Origin of the sequence: Streptomyces sp. NPDC007808 (assembly GCF_042868655.1) — a bacterium.
Lineage (GTDB): Bacteria > Actinomycetota > Actinomycetes > Streptomycetales > Streptomycetaceae > Streptomyces.
Genome location: NZ_JBIAEQ010000004.1, coordinates 588,418 through 606,154, shown reverse-complemented (window position 1 = coordinate 606,154; position 17,737 = coordinate 588,418). Strand labels below are relative to the sequence as shown.

The following is a 17,737-nucleotide window of genomic DNA, read 5'->3' as shown; positions in this document are numbered from 1 at the left end:
CCCGCAGTTCTTGAGCGCGCCACTTCGACGACACGAGCCACTCACCATCGCGAGCAGCACCGCATGTGAACGGAGCGAAGGTGTCAACACGTCAACTGACCGACCGTCTCGGCCGCCTCGCTTTCGGCGTGGACTCCCACTGCGAGCAGTGGAAGGAACCACTTCGCCCAGGGCGGGCCATCAAGGCGATCAGTCGGCCGACTTCGCAAGCACCTCGGACGGAGCTGAGTCGCGCCGTCCCGAGCCCGGACTCGCCTGCGAGCGACACCTCGCGGCGCCAGAGTCCGTCACCAGACCGGGGGGCCGGAAAAACCACCCATCGCCGTCCTTGGAGGGACACATGAGATGGCAAGCCCGTAAATCCATATGCGGCAAGTCGGCCGGGTTCGGCCGCCTGGCCCTGATCGTCGCCGTGATCGCCGGGTTCCTGAGCTTCGCGTCTCCGGCGCAGGCAGCGGTGTACTCCACCTGCGAGCGGTACGGTCAGTACACCCAGGGCACCTGGACGATCCACAACAACCTATGGGGCGACAACCACGGCAGGCAGTGCCTGACCGTCGACAGCATCAAGTCCTGGTACATCGATGCGAACCACTCCGGCGGCGGGATCAAGTCCTACTCGAACACCTCGGTCCGGCCCCAGACGCCGCTGTCGCAGTTGAACTCGGCGGGCTTCTGGTACAACACGTCGTCGGCTCCCGCCGCCGGCGGTGACAACTGGGGCTGGACGGCCGACCTCTGGTCCACCAACAACCAGGACGAGATCATGGTCTTCACCAGCTGGACCCCGGGACCGCTGGGCGGCTGGGGAAGGCAGGTCGCGTCCAACGTGACCATCGGCGGCGTCCGGTACGCGTCGGTCTGGCAGGCCGATCCCGGCTGGAATGTCCTGCAGTTCATCCCCGCCCAGCAGAGCAACACCGGCACCATCGACGCCGCGGCGGTCTGGCGATGGGCCGCGTCGCAGAACCTCCTGCGCAACACCACCTTCGACACGATGCAGTTCGGCCTCGAGATCAGCTCGACCAGCGGCGTACAGAAGCGGTACTCGCTGAACTCCTACAGCGCCTGGTGGAGCAACACCTCCGGCGGCGGATCAAGCATCTAGGGGCTTTCGTTTGGATCACCGTGCGGACCACAGAAGGATGCCTGCGATGTGGAGTCCGGCCAGGTAGATCGTGGCTGTCTTCTCGTAGCGGATGGCGATGCCGCGCCACTGCTTGAGGCCCGACGAACGCCAGGGGCCGGCAGCGACCGTCGGCCACCAGGTGGATCGTCGTGGTCAGTCCGCCGCGGGACCGGCAGATGGCGTGATCGTCGGTTCGCCGGCCGGGGCCCCTTTTTGCGAGCCCCGGCCGCGTGCTGGTGAGCGCGCACGATGGTGGAGTCCACCGAGACAGCCCAGTTGAGGTCCTCGTCAGCGTCGGCCTGAGCCATCAGCGCGGTGCCCTCACCGTCGACAACCGCGTACCAGGGAATCGTTTCCAGCTCGATGACCGAACCGACACGGGTACATCTGCCCGGTCTTCGATCAACTCGTGACGCAGGTCTGACAACAGGAGTTTCCTTCATACGCGCGCCTGATCGGTCGGGGCCCGGGCCCCCGCCGTCGCGGCCCGTAATGATCACCAAGCCCGCGCCCGCACGCGCTGCTACCTCTCCCTCACGACAAGAGACCCGCATAACCACGGAACCCGAAGCCGCTTGGTTCAATCTGCGATTTCGGCTAGCGAATCGTGCGAAAAGTATTGACGCAGTTCACCGGAACCTTAAGATCCAGTCGATCGACACTTCGACCATCGTTCGTTATCTCGAACAAACGAGGCCGCACCCCCGCCGGATTCCGGACAGCCTCTGACGGGCGAACCGGTACCGCCAGCTCCAATGATGACGAGGTTCGCATGCACAGACGTAGTTTCAGCCGCAAACACCCGTCTGCGGTGCTCGCGGCCGCGGTTGCGGCCCTGGCCGCCTTGGCGGCGACGCTCCTCGCCAGCCCCGCTCAGGCGGCCACCACCAGCGCCGTGCGCGGCGTCGCTTCCAACCGGTGCCTCGATGTGCCGGGCGCCAGCCAGACCGACGGCACGAACGTGCAGATCTGGGACTGCAACGGCGGTACCAACCAGCAGTGGACGCTGACGGACAACAACCAGCTGACCGTGTACGGCAACAAGTGCCTGGACGTCCCGAACCACGCCACCACGGCCGGTACCCGGCCGGTGCTCTGGTCCTGCAACGGCGGCACGAACCAGCAGTGGCGGGCGAACGCCGACGGCACGATCGTCGCCGTGGAGTCGAACCTGTGCCTGGACGTCAGCGGCGGCGCCACGGCCAACGGCACGGCGGTGCAGCTGTGGGACTGCAACGGCGGCAACAACCAGAAGTGGACCGGCCTGTCCGGGACGCCCACCACGTGCGCACTTCCGTCGACGTACCGGTGGTCCTCGACCGGCCCGCTGGCGCAGCCGCAGAACGGCGCGCTCGCGGTGAAGGACTTCACCACCGCGAAGATCAACGGCCAGAACCTGGTCTACGCCACCACCTCCGACGGAAAGGGGTGGGGCGCGACGATGTTCAGTCCCTTCTCGAACTGGTCGGACATGGGGACAGCCACCCAGTCCAAGGTGAGCGGGTCGGTGATCGCGCCCGAACTGTTCTACCTCTCGACCAAGAACATCTGGGTGATGGCCTCGAACGGGTGGGACACCGCCTGGCCCTTCACCTACCGCACGTCCAGCGACCCCACCAACCCCAACAGCTGGTCCGCGCCGCAGCCGCTGTTCACCGGCAGCCTCCCTGTCGGCGGCCCGATCGACCCGACCCTGATCGCCGACGACCAGAACATGTACCTGTTCTTCGCCAACGACAAGGGCGGCATCTTCAAGTCGACCATGCCGCTCGCGAACTTCCCCAGCAGCTTCGGCTCGTCGTACGAGACGGTCATGAGCGACACCGAGGAGCGCCTGTTCGAGGCCCCGGAGGTCTACAAGGTCCAGGGCCAGAACCAGTACCTCATGATCGTCGAGGCGCGGGGTGCCAACGGGCGCTACTTCCGCTCCTTCACCGCCTCCAGCCTGGAGGACAACAAGTGGACCGAGCAGGCCGGCACCGAGAGCAACCCCTTCGCGGGCAAGGTCAACACCAACCAGACCTGGACCAACGACATCAGCCACGGTGACATGATCCGTGTCAACTCCGACCAGACCATGACCATCGACCCCTGCAACCTGCAGTTCCTCTACCAGGGCAGGTCTCCCTCATCGGACGGCACCGACTACCTGTCGCTGCCGTACCGGCCGGCCCTGCTCACCCTGCAGCGTTGACCCCGCCCGCTCAACGGTGAGCGCGACCCGGGTCGACCCGCCGACGCGTGGACGAGCTGTCCACGACGTGGGCGAACCCACCCGCTGACCGACCCACCACCTTGAGGAACCCCAGCCGCGCGTCGGCCGGGGTTCCTCCCCTCACCACCTCCACCGCGACCATCCAGCTGGACTACGCGACGATGCGCGACGGCGAACGGGCCGGACTCGCCCTGCTGCGCGGCCTCTCCGCGTGGATCGGCATCGAACGAGACAGCGGCACAACACGGTAGTGATGGTCAACGGCTTGACCATGGACAGCAGTTGGAGCACCGTCGGCACCGGCACCAGCACCGAAGTCGCGAGCGCCAACGTCACGGGCGGTCGCATCTGGCTGCGCGCGGCGGCCGACATCCGCCCCGGCGCCTCCCGTCCGGGAACCTTCTCCACAGCACCGATGGCACCGACTTCACCCGCCTGGAGCCCGCGTTCACCGTGGGCGACACCTGGCAGTTCTTCATGGGCTGCCGCTTCGCCCTTACCGACCACGCCACGCGGACACTCGGCGGCTCCGTCCGCATCGCTCGGTTCGCTGACCACACCCCGAGCGCAGCAACGTCCCTCTCCCCGCATCTGACCGGCTGCTCAGTCCCCGACCCGCAGCACCAGGAAGGACCACACCATGTCCAGTACCGACGTCCACAGGCCAACGGCTCCCCCGACCGCGGTGAGATCACCCGCCACCGGTACGAGACTCGCCCGGGCAACCTGGGTGCTGATCCTCATGTTGGCGTTCGCCGTCCTTCCTGCCGCGGTGCATCCCACGGCGGCCAGGGCCGACAACCCGATCGTGCAGAACGTCTACACCGCCGACCCGGCCCCGCTGGTGCACAACGGCCGGGTCTACCTCTACACCGGGCACGACGAGGACGGCTCCACCTCCTCCTTCGTGATGAAGGACTGGCGGGTGTATTCCTCCGCCGACATGGTCAACTGGACCGACCACGGCTCACCGCTCAGCCTGAACACCTTCAGCTGGGCGGGCGCCAACGCGTGGGCCGGCCAGGCCATCGAACGGAACGGCAAGTTCTACTGGTACGTACCGGTGACGGTCCGGGCGACCGGCGCATTCGCCATCGGCGTGGCGGTGGCGGACAGCCCCACCGGACCGTTCCGGGACGCCCTCGGCCGCCCGCTGCTGGAGAACACCGAGTTCGACCCGACCGTCTTCATCGACGACGACGGTCAGGCCTACCTCTACTGGGGCAACCCCAACCTGTGGTACGTCAAGCTGAACGCCGACATGATCTCCTACTCGGGCAGCCCCACCAAGATCCCGCTCACCACCGCGGGATTCGGCACCCGCACCGACAACCCCGACCGTCCCACGCTGTACGAAGAAGGGCCGTGGGTCTACAAGCGGAACGGTCTGTACTACCTGGTGTACGCGGCCAGATGCTGCCAGGAGTTCATCGCCTACTCCACGGCACCCAGCCCGACCGGGCCGTGGACCTACCGTGGAACAGTCATGCCCGCCCAGGGCAACAGCTTCACCAACCACGCGGGCATCGTGGACTTCAAGGGCGGTTCGTACTTCTTCTACCACAACGGCGCCCTCCCGGGCGGAGGCGGCTTCACCCGCTCGGTTGCGGTGGAGAAGTTCTCCTACAACGCCGACGGCAGCATTCCGACGATCAACATGACGAGCGCGGGTGCCCCGCAGGTCGGCTCACTCGATCCGTACGTCCGCCAGGAGGCCGAGACGATGGCCTGGGGTTCCGGGATCGAGACCGAATGGACCAGTGACGGCGGAATGAACGTCGGCTGGATCGAGAACGGCGATTACATCAAGGTCAAGGGAGTGGCCTTCGGGGCCGGCGCCTCCTCCTTCGCCGCACGCGTCGCCTCGGCCACCAGCGGCGGCACCCTCGAAGTGCGCCTGGACAGTCCGAGCGGGTCGATCGTGGGCCGGTGCGGTGTGCCGAACACCGGTGGCTGGCAGTCCTGGACCACGGTGAACTGCCCAGTGAGCGGCGTGACGGGAACCCGTGACCTCTACCTGACGTTCAGCGGCGGCAGCGGCTTCTTGTTCAATGTCAACTGGTGGCAGTTCACCCGCGCCGCGTAACTGCACCGCGCTGACTTGCTCCTCGGGCTGAAGCCCGAGAATTCCGGCATTCCCGTCCGTTGCTGTGCCGCTACGTGACACAGCAACGGACGGGAATCCATGGCTTCCTTTCGTTTGGCCCCCTGTGGCCCCCCGAGCACGTCAGAGGGCCAATCGCGATCACGCGATTGGCCCTCTGACCAGCGCCGGGGTGGCGGGATTTGAACCAGCTCACCCTTGTCGGTGAGCTCGCGCTGCACGGCTCGGGCGCGGCGGTAGACGCCGTCGGGCATGGACCACCAGGTGAATTGGTTCAGCCGTTCCTGCGCTGGGGATGAACGACGCCGGCTTTGAAGTGTGCATGCTTATGTGGTCGGTGCTGCATGGCAGCTCTGGTGGCGCTGGCGAGCTGCACCGCCGGCCACGAGCGGGGCGCGTCCTCCGGTCACGCGTCGCCGTCCCGGCCCACGACGTCTGCGACTGGTTCGCCGAGTTCGGACCGTGCTGAGCGCATTCCGGGGGAGTCCGTGACCAAGGCGCCGGTCCTCTCGGAGGGAGAAGTCGTGGCGCAAGCCGTCAACGCCATGGGCAACCGAGAGCTGGCGATCCGAGGCGGGATCAGAGCCGAGCCGCTGTCGGTCCTCGTGAACTGCCAGGGCGAGGGCGCACTCACCGTCTCCGTGGAACCGGACGGATTGACCTTTCCCCTCGCATGCGAGGAGGGGGAGGTCAGCAGCGCTTTCCACCAGCTCGGGGTGAAGCGCGCCCGCGATCACGGCACCGTGAGTGTGACTGCTCCGTCGGGTGTGCGCTGGGCACTTACGGTCGGACAAGGGCCCTGATCGGTCCGGCGAGGCGGCGCGACGCGCGGCTGCGATGACTGACGGCCACGCCGTTCGGGGCGGGCGGGTAGCGGGCATACGTGGAGGCGTTTGCGGGGACCGTCGTCGGGCTGTGCTGGAACTGGCCGCCCCGTGGGGCAGCCTCGCCGCCGCGACGCCCGTGTCCGCCGCCTCCGTCGCCCACTGAGCCGGGGATGGTTGCCGACGAAGGCGTACCGGAACCCGGCTCGCAGGACCGCGTCGTCCGGCACCGGTCCCTCCCCTCGTGGGGACCGGTGCCGGACGGCGGGGGCGGTGTCGATCCGTGACCTGCCGGGCGCGGGGCTGCCGCGGTCGGTCGGCGTGGATCGAGCGGGAGGAGAGCTGGGGGGGAGTGGAGGGAGAGCCGGGCGAGGTGCCCATGGCTCCCGTGGCTCCGGTGCGGGCCGGGCCCGTGGCTCCTACGGCATCCCTGGCTCCTGCGGGAGCCGTTGCTCCCGCAGGGGGAGATCCGGTGGAAGGTGTCCGAGAACATGCGGCGCCATGAGTGGTCTCTCCAAGCTCTTGGCTGGTGGCCTGCCTGGGTGACGCGCGAGTGATGCGCACGTGCGTCGTGATCCTGCCAGTCGCGCGTGCCCGCGAGGAGGTTCCGGTCTCCGGACGCCGCCTTATCCGCAGGTCAGCCATATAAAGTGAGTTTTCCGGTCCGGATGTCCGGACCTGGTGTCCGAAGGTCCGGTCCGGTTGTCCGGTGCGGCGGAAGCAAGGGAGTGGAGGCTTGGGTTCCGACTCGGCGGCACGCTCCGCCTTCGCGGAACGGCTCGCGCTGCTCTACAAGGAGGCGGGCAACCCACCCCTCAAGAGCGTGGCCGAGGCGGTCGTCCGGCAGCAGCGGGTCGACGAGCGGGGGCGGCCCGTGCGGGTGTCCGCCCAGCGGATCAGTGACTGGCGTCGGGCCAAGAACGTGCCCGCCCAGTTCGCCGCCCTGTCGGCCGTACTGCATGTCCTGATCCCTCTGGCGCGGCGCGACCGTCCCGCGCCGGTCTCGCCCGGGCTGTACGACCTGGCCCAGTGGCAGCGCCTGTGGGAACGGGCGACGGCCGGTGAGGAGGAGCAGCCCGCTCCGGTCGAGGCCCCTCCGGTGGCGGGCGGGGTGTGTCCGTACCGGGGGCTGGCCGCGTACCGGCAGCAGGACGCACGGTGGTTCTTCGGCCGCGAACGCAGTACGGACGTCCTGGTCGCCCAGCTGCGTACGGTGGAGCGGTCCGGGGGTCTGGTCATGCTGGTCGGCGCCTCGGGGGCCGGGAAGTCCTCCCTGCTGCACGCCGGCCTCGTGCCCGCGTTGGAGAACGGCGCCCTGGACGGCGGGAGCGGCCGGGCCAGTCCGGTCGTGCACCTCGTGCCGGGCAGCGATCCGCTCGACGAACTGGTCCGGCGGGTGCCCGAGCTGGCCGGCGTCGTCTCCGCCGTGAAACAGCCGGAAGGCGGGGAACCGCAGGAGCCGTCCGGGACGGGTGATGCGGCGGGCGGTGCCCGAGGGCTGCCGGCGGTCGGCGCCCATGGGCTCCGTGAGGATGTCGTACGTGCCACCCGTGACGCCGTCCGTGCCTGGGCCCGGCGTGAAGGCGGCTCCACGGGGCCCGGCCCTCCCGTCCTGATCGTCGACCAGTTCGAGGAGACCTTCACCCTCTGCGCCGACGAGGCCGACCGCCGTACCTTCGTCCGACTCCTGCATGCGGCCTGCACGCCCGCCGAACCCGGCGGCCCGGCCCCCGCCCTCGTCGTGCTGGGCGTCCGTGCCGATTTCTACGAGCAGTGCCTGGGCCACCCGGAGCTGGCCGACGCGCTCCAGCACCGGCACATGGTGCTCGGACCGCTCACCGCATCGGAGTTGCGGGAGGCGGTGACCGGGCCGGCCAAGGCCGTGGGGCTGGAACTGGAGCCGGGGCTGGCGGAGCTGATCGTGCGGGAGGTCAGCGCGGACGGCCCGCGCGGGACGCACGACGCGGGGGCGTTACCACTGCTGTCGCACGCGCTGCTGGCCACCTGGCAGCGCCGCAAGGCGGGGCGGCTGACCGTGGCCGGGTACCGGGCGGCCGGCGGGATCCAGGGCGCGGTGGCGGCGACCGCCGAGCGGGCCTGGTCGGGTCTCGATCCGGCGGCGCGTACGGCCGCCCGGCTGCTGCTGCTCAGGCTGGTCCGGCTGGGCGAGGACACCCAGGCGACCCGGCGGCGCGGGACGCGGCGGCAGCTGGCCGCGGAGTCGACCGACCCCGGCAAGACGGAGGAGTCGCTGGAGGCGCTGGTCCAGGCCCGGCTGGTGACGCTGGACGCCGAGACCGTGGAGATCACCCATGAGGCGCTGCTCCACGCCTGGCCCCGACTGCGGGACTGGATCGACGACGACCGTCAGGGCAACCTGCTGCGCCAGCGCCTGGAGGAGGACGGCCGGGCCTGGGAGGAGTCCGGGCGGGACTCGTCGCTGCTGTACCGGGGGTCACGGCTGGAGCAGGCCCATGGCTGGGCGCGGTCGGCCGGGGACACCTTCCTGACCCGGGGGGCGGTGGAGTTCCTGGCCGCCTCGGTCCGCCTGCGCAGGCGGACGGTGTGGTTCCTGCGCGGTGCGGTGGCGGCGCTGGTCGCGCTGGCGATGCTGGCGGTCGGCGCGGCGGTGGTCGCCTGGCAGCAGCGCGACGACGCCGTGTTCGCGCAGGTGCTCGCCGAGGCCGACCGCTTCCAGTACACGGACCCCTCGCTGTCCGCCCAACTCGACCTGGTGGCGCACCGGCTGCGCCCGGACGACGCGGACACCAACAGCCGGCTGATCTCGATCGTGAACGCGCCGCTGGCCACGCCGCTGCGCGGCCACTCCGGCGCCGTCTACCTCACCACGTTCAGCCCGAACGGACGGCTCCTGGCCACCGCCAGCTACGACCGGACCGTACGCCTGTGGAACGTCGCGGACCCGGGGCGACCCAAGGCCCTGGGCCACCCCCTCACCGGGCACCGGAGCTGGGTGAGCAGCGCGGTGTTCAGCCCGGACGGACGTGTCCTCGCCAGCGCCTCCGACGACGGCACCGTCCGGCTGTGGGACGTGGCCGACCCGGGCCGGCCGCGTCCGCTCGCGGCACCCCTGACCGGGCACGAGGGGACGATCTACCTGGTCGCCTTCAGCCCGGACGGCCGGACGCTCGCCTCCGTGAGCGAGGACCGGACCGTGCGGCTGTGGGACGTGGCCGACCCCGGGCGGCCGGAGGCGCTCGCCACGCTGACCGGTGCCCGCGCCGCCGTGCGGTCCGTGGCGTTCAGCCCGGACGGCAGGACGCTGGCGGCCGGGGGTGACGACGACACCGTACGGCTGTGGGACGTGGCGGACCGGGGTCGGCCGCGGCAACGCTCCGAGCTGACCGGGCACACCGACCTGGTGCACTCCGTGGCCTTCAGCCCGGACGGCCGCACCCTCGCCAGTGGCGGCGCGGACGACACGATCCGGCTGTGGGACGTCTCCGATCCAGCCCACGGCACCCGGCTCGGCGCCCCGCTCAACGGGCACACCGGCCCCATCTGGTCGGTGGCCTTCAACCCGGAGGGCACCATGCTCGCCGCCGCCAGCGCGGACAGCACCGCGAGCCTGTGGAACGTCAGCGACCCGGCGTATCCCTCCCAGGTCGGCGAGCCCCTCGCGGGAGCCAGCGGGGAGATGTACGCGCTCGGCTTCAGCCCCGACGGCCGTACGCTCGCCACCGGCAGCGGCGACAGCAAGGTGCGGCTGTGGTCGATCCCGACGGCGGACATGGTCGGCGGCAACGGGGCGTTCCGCCCGGACGGCAAGGTGCTGGCCACGGCCGCGCGCGACGGACGGATCCGGCTGTGGGACGTACGGGACGCCGCCCGGCCGGTGGCGCTGAGCAAGCCGTTCCGCCCGGGGGACACCGGGCAGCGTTCCCAGGTGTTCTCCCCGGACGGCCGCACGCTCGCGGTGACGACGGGCGAGCAGAGCGTGCGCCTGTGGGACGTCAGCGACCCGGCACGCCCGGTCTCCCACGGCTCCCCCATCGTGTTGCGCACCCGGTTCATGGGCCCCGACGCGCTGGCCTACAGCCCGGACGGGCGCACGCTGGCCACCGCCTACGACGAACGCACCATCCGGCTGTGGAACGTCAGCGACCCCGCCCATGTCGTGCCGCTCGGCCCGCCCATCACCGGGCACTCCGGCTACATCAACGCGCTCGCCTTCAGCCCTGACGGCAGCACCCTCGCCAGCGGCAGCGCGGACGCCACCATCCGGTTGTGGAAGGTGACCGACCCCCGCCGTCCCACCCTGCTCGGCGCCCCGCGCACCGGTCACACCGGGCCGGTCAACGCGCTCGCCTACAGCCGGGACGGCCGCACCCTGGCCAGCGGCGGCGACGACGACACCGTACGGCTGTGGGACGTGACCGAGCCGCGCCGCGCGTCCCCGCTGGGTTCGCCCCTCACCGGGCACACCGAGGCCGTCGTGTCGCTGACGTTCAGCAGGAGCGGGCACTATCTGGCCAGCGGCGGCAACGACAACACCGTACGGCTGTGGAACGTCTCCGACCCGTCCGACGCCTCCCCCGTCGGCCAGGCGATGAGCCCCAACGCCACGACGGGCAGCTTCCTGTCGTTCAGCCCGACGAGCCCCATGCTCGGCGTCTCCAGCGGCACCGACACCGTCCGGCTGTGGGACCTGGACGTCGAGCACGCGGTCCGGCGCATCTGCTCGACCACGCGGGGCGTGCTGACCCGGGAGCGGTGGCACGAGTACCTGCCTCGGCTGTCGTACGAGCCGCCGTGCGCACAGTGATAGCGATGCGGAGCACGGCGGATGTCGGCGCCGGCGTCGCTTGCGCGCGCACAGTGACCGGGCGGGAACGCAAGTGGTATGACACCGCACGGACGGACAGCGGTTTCCGTGATCCCGATCACAACCCCTCGTCACAGCCGATCAGGCGGGTCCCACCGGGCAGGCAGCCTTGTTACTGTGGGAACAGCCCGATCGCTGGTGCATCCCCCGTCGCCAGCGATCGGGCCTTCGCATGTCCGCGAGCCCACCGGCGCGGCGCCGCCCGACCGGCGGTCCGGCCCGGCGGCCGCCGGGCGGCCGAGGGGACGGTCTTCACCCAGCACCTGGAAAGGTGGTGAACGCCGCCGTGACCCGGCGCGTCATCGTCGTCACCGCCGTCCATGGCCCCTCGGCACGGTTCCTGCCCGAGGCCCACACGTCGCTGGTGCAACAGGAGTTACCGGCCGGGTGGGAGTGGCACTGGGTGATCCAGGAGGACGGGTGGACGGACGAGGTCCGGCCGTACGTCCCCGACGACGCGCGGGTGACCTTCCGTCAGGGCCGCTCCGGCGGCCCCGGCGTGGCCCGCACCATCGCGCTGGCGCACGCCGAGGGCGAGTACGTGAAGATCCTGGACGCCGACGACCGGCTCACCCCGGGGGCGCTGACCCGTGACGTGGCCGCCCTGGAGGCCGACGGCAGTGTCGGCTGGACGACCTCCCGGGCCCTGGACCTGCTGCCGGACGGCTCGACGGCCGGTTTCCCCGGCGACCCCGAGGAGGGGCCGATCGAGCGCGGGTCCGTGCTCGACTTCTGGAAGGCGAACGGCTTCCTCGCCCAGGTCCATCCGGCCACCCTGTGCGTACGCCGCGAACTGCTGCTCGGCCTCGGCGGCTGGATGGCGCTGCCCGCGTCGGAGGACACGGGTCTGCTGCTCGCGCTCGACGCGGTGAGCCGGGGCTGGTTCTCGGCCGAGGTGGGACTGCTGTACCGCAAGTGGGAGGGGCAGGCCACAGGGCAGGCGGCGCATGTCGACCCCGTCGAGCGGGCGGCGCGGATGGCCGTGGTGGAGGCCAGGGCGCGGGCGCTGGGCTCCTTCGCCTGGGGGTATCCGCCCGCTACTCGGTGACGGAGATGGCCTGGGACGGGCACCGTTCGGCGGCCTCCCGCACCCGCGGGTCGTCGCCGCTGTCCTGCTGTCCCGGGCGTACGACGCCGTACTCGTCCACGAACGCGAAGACCGACGGGGCGCGGTGGACGCACTCGGCCGAGCCGTAACAGAGGTTCGGGTCGATGGAGACCTTCATCCGCGCTCCCGTCGTACGCACTCCCGCCATGGGCCGTCCATGACTGCACTGCCCCGCGGGTGGCCCTCCTCAACCCTCCCCGGTCGGCCCAGGGCGCCCTCAGTCGTCCCCGGTCCTCCCCGGTCCTCCCCGGTCGCCCCCGGTCGCCCCCGGTCGTCCCCGGAGCTCCCCGGAGCTCCTCAGGTCGCCTCGATCGCCTCAATCGCCTCGGTCGAAGGGGAGGTCGAGCATCCGGATCGCGTTTCCGCGCAGCAGCTTGTAGGCGACCTCCTCGGGGAGCCCGCCGACGTGCTCCTCGGCGACCCGCCTGGTCTCCGGCCAGGTCGAGTCGACGTGCGGATAGTCCGTCTCGAAGGTCGCGTTGTCGACACCGACCGTCTCGATCGCCTCGATGCCGTGCTTGTCGCGGAAGAAGCAGCAGAAGATCTGGCGGTAGTAGTACGTCGACGGCGGCTCCGGGATCAGGTCCTTCACGCCGCCCCAGGCCCGGTGCTCCTCCCACACGTCGTCCGCGCGCTCCAGGGCGTACGGGATCCAGCCCATCTGCCCCTCGCTGTAGGCCAGTTTCAGCCGGGGGAACTTCACCAGGACCCCGGAGAAGAGGAAGTCCATCATCGACGCCATGGCGTTGTTGAAGGACAGCGACGCCTGGACGGCGGGCGGGGCGTCCGGGGAGGCGGCCGGCATCTGGGAGCTGCTGCCGATGTGCATGTTGACCACCGTGCCGGTCTCCTCGCACGCCGCGAAGAACGGGTCCCAGTAGCCGGAGTGGATGGACGGCAGCCCGAGGTACGTCGGGATCTCGCTGAACGTCACCGCGCGCACCCCGCGCGCCGCGTTGCGGTGGATCTCGGCGACCGCGAGGTCGATGTCCCACAGCGGGATGAGGCACAGCGGGATGAGCCGGCCGCCGCTGTCGCCGCACCACTCCTCGACCATCCAGTCGTTGTAGGCGCGCACACAGGCCAGACCGACCTCCTTGTCCTTGGCCTCGGCGAACGTCTGGCCGCAGAAGCGGGGGAAGGTGGGGAAGCAGAGCGAGGCCTCGACATGGTTGATGTCCATGTCCGCCAGGCGCGCCTTGGGGTCCCAGCAGCCGCGCCGCATCTGCTCGCGTGTGATGCCGTCGAGCGTCATCTCGTCCCGGGAGAAGCCGACGGCCGCGATGATGCGCTTGTACGGGAAGAGGTCGCCCTCGTACTCCCACCAGTCGGTGATCTGGCCGTCGGGGTCCGTGGTGAACCGGTACTTCCCGCCCACGTAGGCGAGGTCGCCGATCCCGGCGGTGAGGGGCTTCGGGCCGCGGTCCCGGTACTTGGCCGGGAGCCAGGTCTCGAAGAGGTGCGCGGGCTCGATCACGTGATCGTCCACGCTGATGACCTTGGGCAGGTCCCTGGTGCCGCTCTCGGTACTGGCCACGCCTACCTCCTGGCTGCTGCGCTGCTGCCTGCCGGTGCCTTGAAGCGCTTTATCTGACGGGTCATCAGATTTAGGGCCAGGGTAGTGCTCGCGCCGGAGCCACGCCAAGGGCTCAGCCGTTCCAGCTCTCGTCATACGGATCCTTCGGCGCCTCCACCGGTTCCGCCTCCGTGACCTTCACGAACGGGATGGGACCGCCGTTGACCGGGTCCTGCGCACGGCGCGGGGTGTAGGTGCCGGTGACCCGGAGCCAGGTGTCCGGCCGCAGGACCGGCGGGACCTCGCCGGTGAGGGCGACCTTGACCGGCTGGGCGTCGGCGGCGCAGCAGTTGAGGGCCATGCGGACGAGGTAGGGGGTGCCGTCGCGGTCCAGGGCGACGAAGCCGGTGAGCTGGACGCGGCGGCCCCGCAGGGTGCGGCCGTGGTCGTAGACGGCGCGGCCCGCGTAGTCGACCACGCTGAGGCGCAGCGGGTCGGCGGCCGGGAGGCCGGGATAGGCGACAGGCTCCTGGAGGGCGGTTCCGGTGCGGGTGGCGCTGTAGGAGCCGAGTGCCGGTGGGGCGACGAGGATCAGGGCGAAGAGGGGGAGGACGAGGAGCCAGGCGACCCGGGGTTCGGGGTGCGCATGGTCCTCCGCGCGGTGGTCGTGCCGCCGCGACCGCTTGCGCTCGTACCAGACCGTCGCCACCGCCGCCGCGACCAGCACCGCGCCTGACACCAGCACCAGCGGGCGCAGGCCCTCCTTGACGTACCGCAGGTAGAGGTCGGTGCTCCCCGCGTGCAGCAGGGACGCGCCGAGCAGGAACAGCACCGCCGACTGGGCCTGGCGGTTCACAGGATCACCCACCCGGTGAGCACGGACACGGACACGGCCAGCACGAAGGTGGCCGGGGCGAAGCGCAGGGCGAAGGCGCGGCCGAAGGTTCCCGCCTGCATCGCGAACAGTTTCAGGTCGATCATCGGGCCCACGACGAGGAAGGTGAGCCGGGCCGTGAGCGAGAACTGCGACAGCGACGCCGCGACGAACGCGTCCGCCTCCGAGCAGATCGACAGCACCACGGCGAGCACCGCGAGGGCGAGCACCGACAGCACGGGATCGTCGGCCGCCGCGCGCAGCCAGCTCTCCGGGGCCACCGCCTTCAGGGTCGCCGCCGCCATCGCGCCGACGACCAGGAAGCCACCCGCGTGCATCACGTCATGCCTCACGGAGTCCCAGAAGGCCTCGCCCTTGCTCTGGCCGTCGTGGGACGTACGGGCCGGCGGGCGCAGCCAGTCGGTACGGCCCAGGCGCAACCACAGCCAGCCCATCGCGCAGGCCACGAGGAGGCTGGCGACCAGGCGGGCCAGGACCATCTCCGGGTTGCCCGGGAAGGCGACGGCCGTCGCGGTCAGCACGATCGGATTGATCGCGGGGGCGGACAGCAGGAACGTCAGCGCCGCCGCCGGGGTCACCCCGCGTCGGACCAGCGCCCCGGCCACCGGGACGGACGCGCACTCGCAGCCGGGCAGAACCGCGCCGGCCGCACCGGCCACCGGCACGGCGAGGGCGGGGCGGTGGGGCAGGGCGCGGGCGAAGTACGACGGCGGCACGAACACCGCGATCGCCGCCGAGAGCAGCACCCCGAGCACCAGGAAGGGCAGCGCCTGGACCATCACCGCGACGAAGACCGTCGTCCAGCTCTGCATGACCGGCGCGGACAGCGCGCCGCGGATCGGGCCCTGCAGGAGCACCAGCACGACCATGAGCATGGTGAGGAGGAGGGACGAGTTGAGGTGCCGGCCCTCGTCCTTGGGCCCCGCCGGTTTCCCGCGGTCGTCGGTCCGCTGCGGGACGCTCTTGGTGATCGCCACGGGCGAGGTACCTCCGGTGGTGCGGAAGGGCGCGGTTTCCCTCCCCTGCGGTACGGCCGCGGGGGCGCGGGTGTTCAGGTGCTGCACGGGCTCCGGGGGCCCCTTCTGGAACCACCCGTCACCATGAGGCAGTCTGTCCCTTCGTGGGGAGCGTTCCGAATCAGGGGTCTCAGGGGTTAGGCGCTGACGCCGCCGCGCCCATGGTGGTGTGCGGCGACGACGGGCTGGCGCACCGGCTGGCCGCCGAACTGCGCGGGGTGTACGGCGAACAGGTCACGCTCCTCGTGCCGCCCTCCGAACGCACGGTACGTACGCCGGTCGTGGGCCGGGCCCGGGCGGCGTCGGCGGCGTTGCTCGGGGTGGTGACCGCGGCGGTCGCCCGCGCGAACGGCGCGGCGTCGGGCGGCGGCCAACCCGTCGGAAGCGTCCGGGTGGTGGAGGCCGCAGAGGCCACCGAGGCCGCCCTCGCCGACGCGGGCGTGGAACGCGCCGCGGCACTCGCCCTCGTGTACGACGACGACGAGACCAACATCCGCGCCGCCCTCACCGCCCGCCGCCTCAACCCCCGGCTGCGGCTCGTGCTGCGCCTGTACAACCGCCGGTTGGGCCAGCACATCGAGGAACTTCTCGACCAGGCGGCCGCGTTGGCGTCGGGTACCGGAGACCTCGACCTGGACGCCTCCACGACGGTGCTGTCCGACGCCGACACGGCGGCCCCCGCGCTGGCCGCGACCGCCGTCGTCGGCACCACCAAGGTCGTGCAGACGGACGGCCTGCTGCTGCGCGCCGTCGAGCGTCCGCCCCTGCGCCCCGGGCAGTCCCCCGCGTCCGGGCTGGCCACGCTCGCGCTGCTGTCCACGACCAGCAACGACCCGGCCGGAGCGGACGGTTCGGAGGGCAGCGGCGAGCAGGGGCCGATCCTGCTGCCGGACCCGCAGGCCGTGCGAGCGGCGAGGGGCCGGGGCACCGTCGTCCTGGAGCAGGTGTCGTACGCGGGGCCCTCACTGTCGTCGGGGCGCGGCGCCGTCCCGTCGTTCGCCTCGCTGTTCTCGCGGCGGCTGAGGTGGTCGCTGGCGGGACTCGTGGGCTGTGTGGCGGCGCTGGCCGTCGCGCTGACGGTGGTGACCGGCGAACACCCCCTGTACGCCACGTACATGACCCTCCTCGACCTCTTCGCCATCAACGAACCCGCACTCCACCAGTCCACGGCCCGTCAGGTGCTCCAGCTGCTGTCCGGGCTGATCGGCCTGCTGCTGCTTCCGGTGCTGCTGGCGGCGGTGCTGGAGGCCCTCGGCACCTTCCGTTCCGCGTCCGCGCTGCGCAAACCGCCCCGGGGACTGGGCGGCCATGTGGTCCTGCTCGGCCTGGGCAAGATCGGCACCCGGGTGCTGACCCGGCTGCGGGAACTGCACATCCCCGTGGTGTGCGTCGAGGCCGACCCCGAGGCGCGCGGCATGGCGACGGCACGGCGGCTGCGGGTGCCGGTGGTGCTCGGGGACGTCACTCAGGAGGGCGTGCTGGAGTCCGCCAAGATCCACCGGGCGCACGCGCTCCTGGCGGTGACCAGCGAGGACACGACGAACCTCGAAGCGGCCCTGTACGCCCGCTCGGTCCGCCCCGACCTGCGCGTGGTCCTGCGCCTGTACGACGACGACTTCGCCACCGCCGTCTACCGGACCCTGCGCGCCGCGCACCCCCACGCCCTGACCCGCAGCCGCAGCGTGACCCATCTGGCCGCGCCCGCCTTCGCCGGAGCGATGATGGGCCGCCAGATCCTGGGGGCGATCCCCGTCGAGCGGCGCGTGCTGCTGTTCGCGGCGGTCGAGGTGGCCGGCCATCCGCAACTGGAGGACAAGACCGTGGGCGAGGCCTTCCGGCCGGGCTCCTGGCGGGTCCTGGCCCTGGACCGGACGGCTCGCGACGACCGCCGGGAGGAGACCGCGGTGGAGGAGGCGTACGAGGACGCCCTGGCCGGCCGCGCATCGGGGTGGGTGTGGGACCTGCCCGACACGTACGTCCTGCAGAAGGAGGACCGTGTGGTGCTGGCCGCGACGCGGCGAGGACTGGCGGACCTGCTGGGCAGGCGGTCACGGCAACGGTCGGGGGCGTAGCGGCCGCGTGGG

12 protein-coding genes and 2 pseudogenes are annotated in these 17,737 nt (G+C 71.1%); 8 read left to right on the top strand and 6 right to left on the bottom strand.

Annotation, left to right across the window (positions count from 1 at the left end; genetic code table 11):
- Window positions 1–340: 340 nt before the first annotated feature.
- Window positions 341–1,108, top strand: a complete 768-nt coding sequence (locus ACFYNL_RS18550; protein ID WP_388804189.1) for a hypothetical protein — start codon at window positions 341–343, stop codon at window positions 1,106–1,108.
- A gap of 124 nt (window positions 1,109–1,232) precedes the next feature.
- On the opposite strand, the pseudogene ACFYNL_RS18545 reads toward ACFYNL_RS18550, so the two are convergent.
- Window positions 1,233–1,392, bottom strand: a pseudogene (locus ACFYNL_RS18545) (IS5/IS1182 family transposase); the annotation flags it as partial.
- A 509-nt stretch (window positions 1,393–1,901) separates the two neighbouring features.
- Here ACFYNL_RS18545 and ACFYNL_RS18540 point away from each other — a divergent pair.
- Together ACFYNL_RS18540 and ACFYNL_RS18535 are read left to right on the top strand one after the other, a co-directional pair.
- Entirely contained in the window at window positions 1,902–3,323 is a 1,422-nt protein-coding gene (locus tag ACFYNL_RS18540) for a non-reducing end alpha-L-arabinofuranosidase family hydrolase (RefSeq protein WP_388804186.1), read from the top strand.
- Window positions 3,324–3,469: 146 nt separating this feature from the next.
- A pseudogene (locus ACFYNL_RS18535) lies at window positions 3,470–3,908 on the top strand (xylosidase); the annotation flags it as partial.
- A 39-nt stretch (window positions 3,909–3,947) separates the two neighbouring features.
- Here the strand turns inward: ACFYNL_RS18535 and ACFYNL_RS18530 are convergent.
- The gene (locus ACFYNL_RS18530) at window positions 3,948–4,088 is read right to left on the bottom strand and encodes a hypothetical protein (protein ID WP_388804184.1); all 141 of its coding nucleotides are present in this window, start codon (window positions 4,086–4,088) and stop codon (window positions 3,948–3,950) included.
- Between ACFYNL_RS18530 and ACFYNL_RS18525 the strand changes: the two genes are divergently transcribed.
- The 4 genes from ACFYNL_RS18525 (at window position 4,087) to ACFYNL_RS18510 (ending at window position 12,166) form a co-directional block, all read left to right on the top strand.
- Window positions 4,087–5,430: a glycoside hydrolase family 43 protein gene (locus ACFYNL_RS18525; RefSeq protein WP_388804181.1), complete on the top strand. Its 1,344-nt coding sequence runs from the start codon at window positions 4,087–4,089 to the stop codon at window positions 5,428–5,430. The genes ACFYNL_RS18530 and ACFYNL_RS18525 overlap by 2 nt on opposite strands.
- Before the next feature lie 542 nt (window positions 5,431–5,972).
- Window positions 5,973–6,251, top strand: a complete 279-nt coding sequence (locus ACFYNL_RS18520) for a hypothetical protein (protein WP_388804178.1) — start codon at window positions 5,973–5,975, stop codon at window positions 6,249–6,251.
- A gap of 757 nt (window positions 6,252–7,008) precedes the next feature.
- A complete protein-coding gene (locus ACFYNL_RS18515) occupies window positions 7,009–11,058 on the top strand; it encodes an AAA family ATPase (RefSeq protein WP_388804175.1) in 4,050 nt (1,349 codons plus the stop codon).
- A 334-nt stretch (window positions 11,059–11,392) separates the two neighbouring features.
- On the top strand, window positions 11,393–12,166 hold the full coding sequence (locus tag ACFYNL_RS18510; protein ID WP_388804172.1) for a glycosyltransferase family 2 protein: 774 nt from the start codon (window positions 11,393–11,395) through the stop codon (window positions 12,164–12,166).
- Here the strand turns inward: ACFYNL_RS18510 and ACFYNL_RS18505 are convergent.
- From ACFYNL_RS18505 to ACFYNL_RS18490, 4 genes are all read right to left on the bottom strand, one after another.
- Window positions 12,156–12,344 carry a ferredoxin gene (locus ACFYNL_RS18505; protein ID WP_388804607.1) on the bottom strand — a complete coding sequence of 63 codons (189 nt, stop codon included), beginning with the start codon at window positions 12,342–12,344 and terminating at the stop codon, window positions 12,156–12,158. The genes ACFYNL_RS18510 and ACFYNL_RS18505 overlap by 11 nt on opposite strands.
- A gap of 198 nt (window positions 12,345–12,542) precedes the next feature.
- The gene (locus ACFYNL_RS18500) at window positions 12,543–13,763 is read right to left on the bottom strand and encodes an amidohydrolase family protein (RefSeq protein WP_388804169.1); all 1,221 of its coding nucleotides are present in this window, start codon (window positions 13,761–13,763) and stop codon (window positions 12,543–12,545) included.
- A 112-nt stretch (window positions 13,764–13,875) separates the two neighbouring features.
- Entirely contained in the window at window positions 13,876–14,598 is a 723-nt protein-coding gene (locus ACFYNL_RS18495; protein WP_388804166.1) for a TIGR03943 family putative permease subunit, read from the bottom strand.
- On the bottom strand, window positions 14,595–15,614 hold the full coding sequence (locus ACFYNL_RS18490) for a permease (RefSeq protein ID WP_388804604.1): 1,020 nt from the start codon (window positions 15,612–15,614) through the stop codon (window positions 14,595–14,597). Before ACFYNL_RS18490 ends, ACFYNL_RS18495 begins: the two co-directional genes overlap by 4 nt.
- 200 nt (window positions 15,615–15,814) lie before the next feature.
- On the opposite strand from ACFYNL_RS18490, the gene ACFYNL_RS18485 reads away from it, so the two are divergent.
- Window positions 15,815–17,725: an NAD-binding protein gene (locus tag ACFYNL_RS18485; RefSeq protein ID WP_388804163.1), complete on the top strand. Its 1,911-nt coding sequence runs from the start codon at window positions 15,815–15,817 to the stop codon at window positions 17,723–17,725.
- The last annotated feature ends 12 nt before the right edge of the window (window positions 17,726–17,737 follow it).

Coding starts and splice junctions, on each gene's coding strand:
- ACFYNL_RS18550 (WP_388804189.1), top strand. CDS start 341: ATGAGATGGCAAGCCCGTAAATCCATATGCGGCAAGTCGGCCGGGTTC.
- ACFYNL_RS18540 (WP_388804186.1), top strand. CDS start 1,902: ATGCACAGACGTAGTTTCAGCCGCAAACACCCGTCTGCGGTGCTCGCG.
- ACFYNL_RS18525 (WP_388804181.1), top strand. CDS start 4,087: ATGTTGGCGTTCGCCGTCCTTCCTGCCGCGGTGCATCCCACGGCGGCC.
- ACFYNL_RS18530 (WP_388804184.1), bottom strand. CDS start 4,088: ATGAGGATCAGCACCCAGGTTGCCCGGGCGAGTCTCGTACCGGTGGCG.
- ACFYNL_RS18505 (WP_388804607.1), bottom strand. CDS start 12,344: ATGAAGGTCTCCATCGACCCGAACCTCTGTTACGGCTCGGCCGAGTGC.
- ACFYNL_RS18485 (WP_388804163.1), top strand. CDS start 15,815: ATGGTGGTGTGCGGCGACGACGGGCTGGCGCACCGGCTGGCCGCCGAA.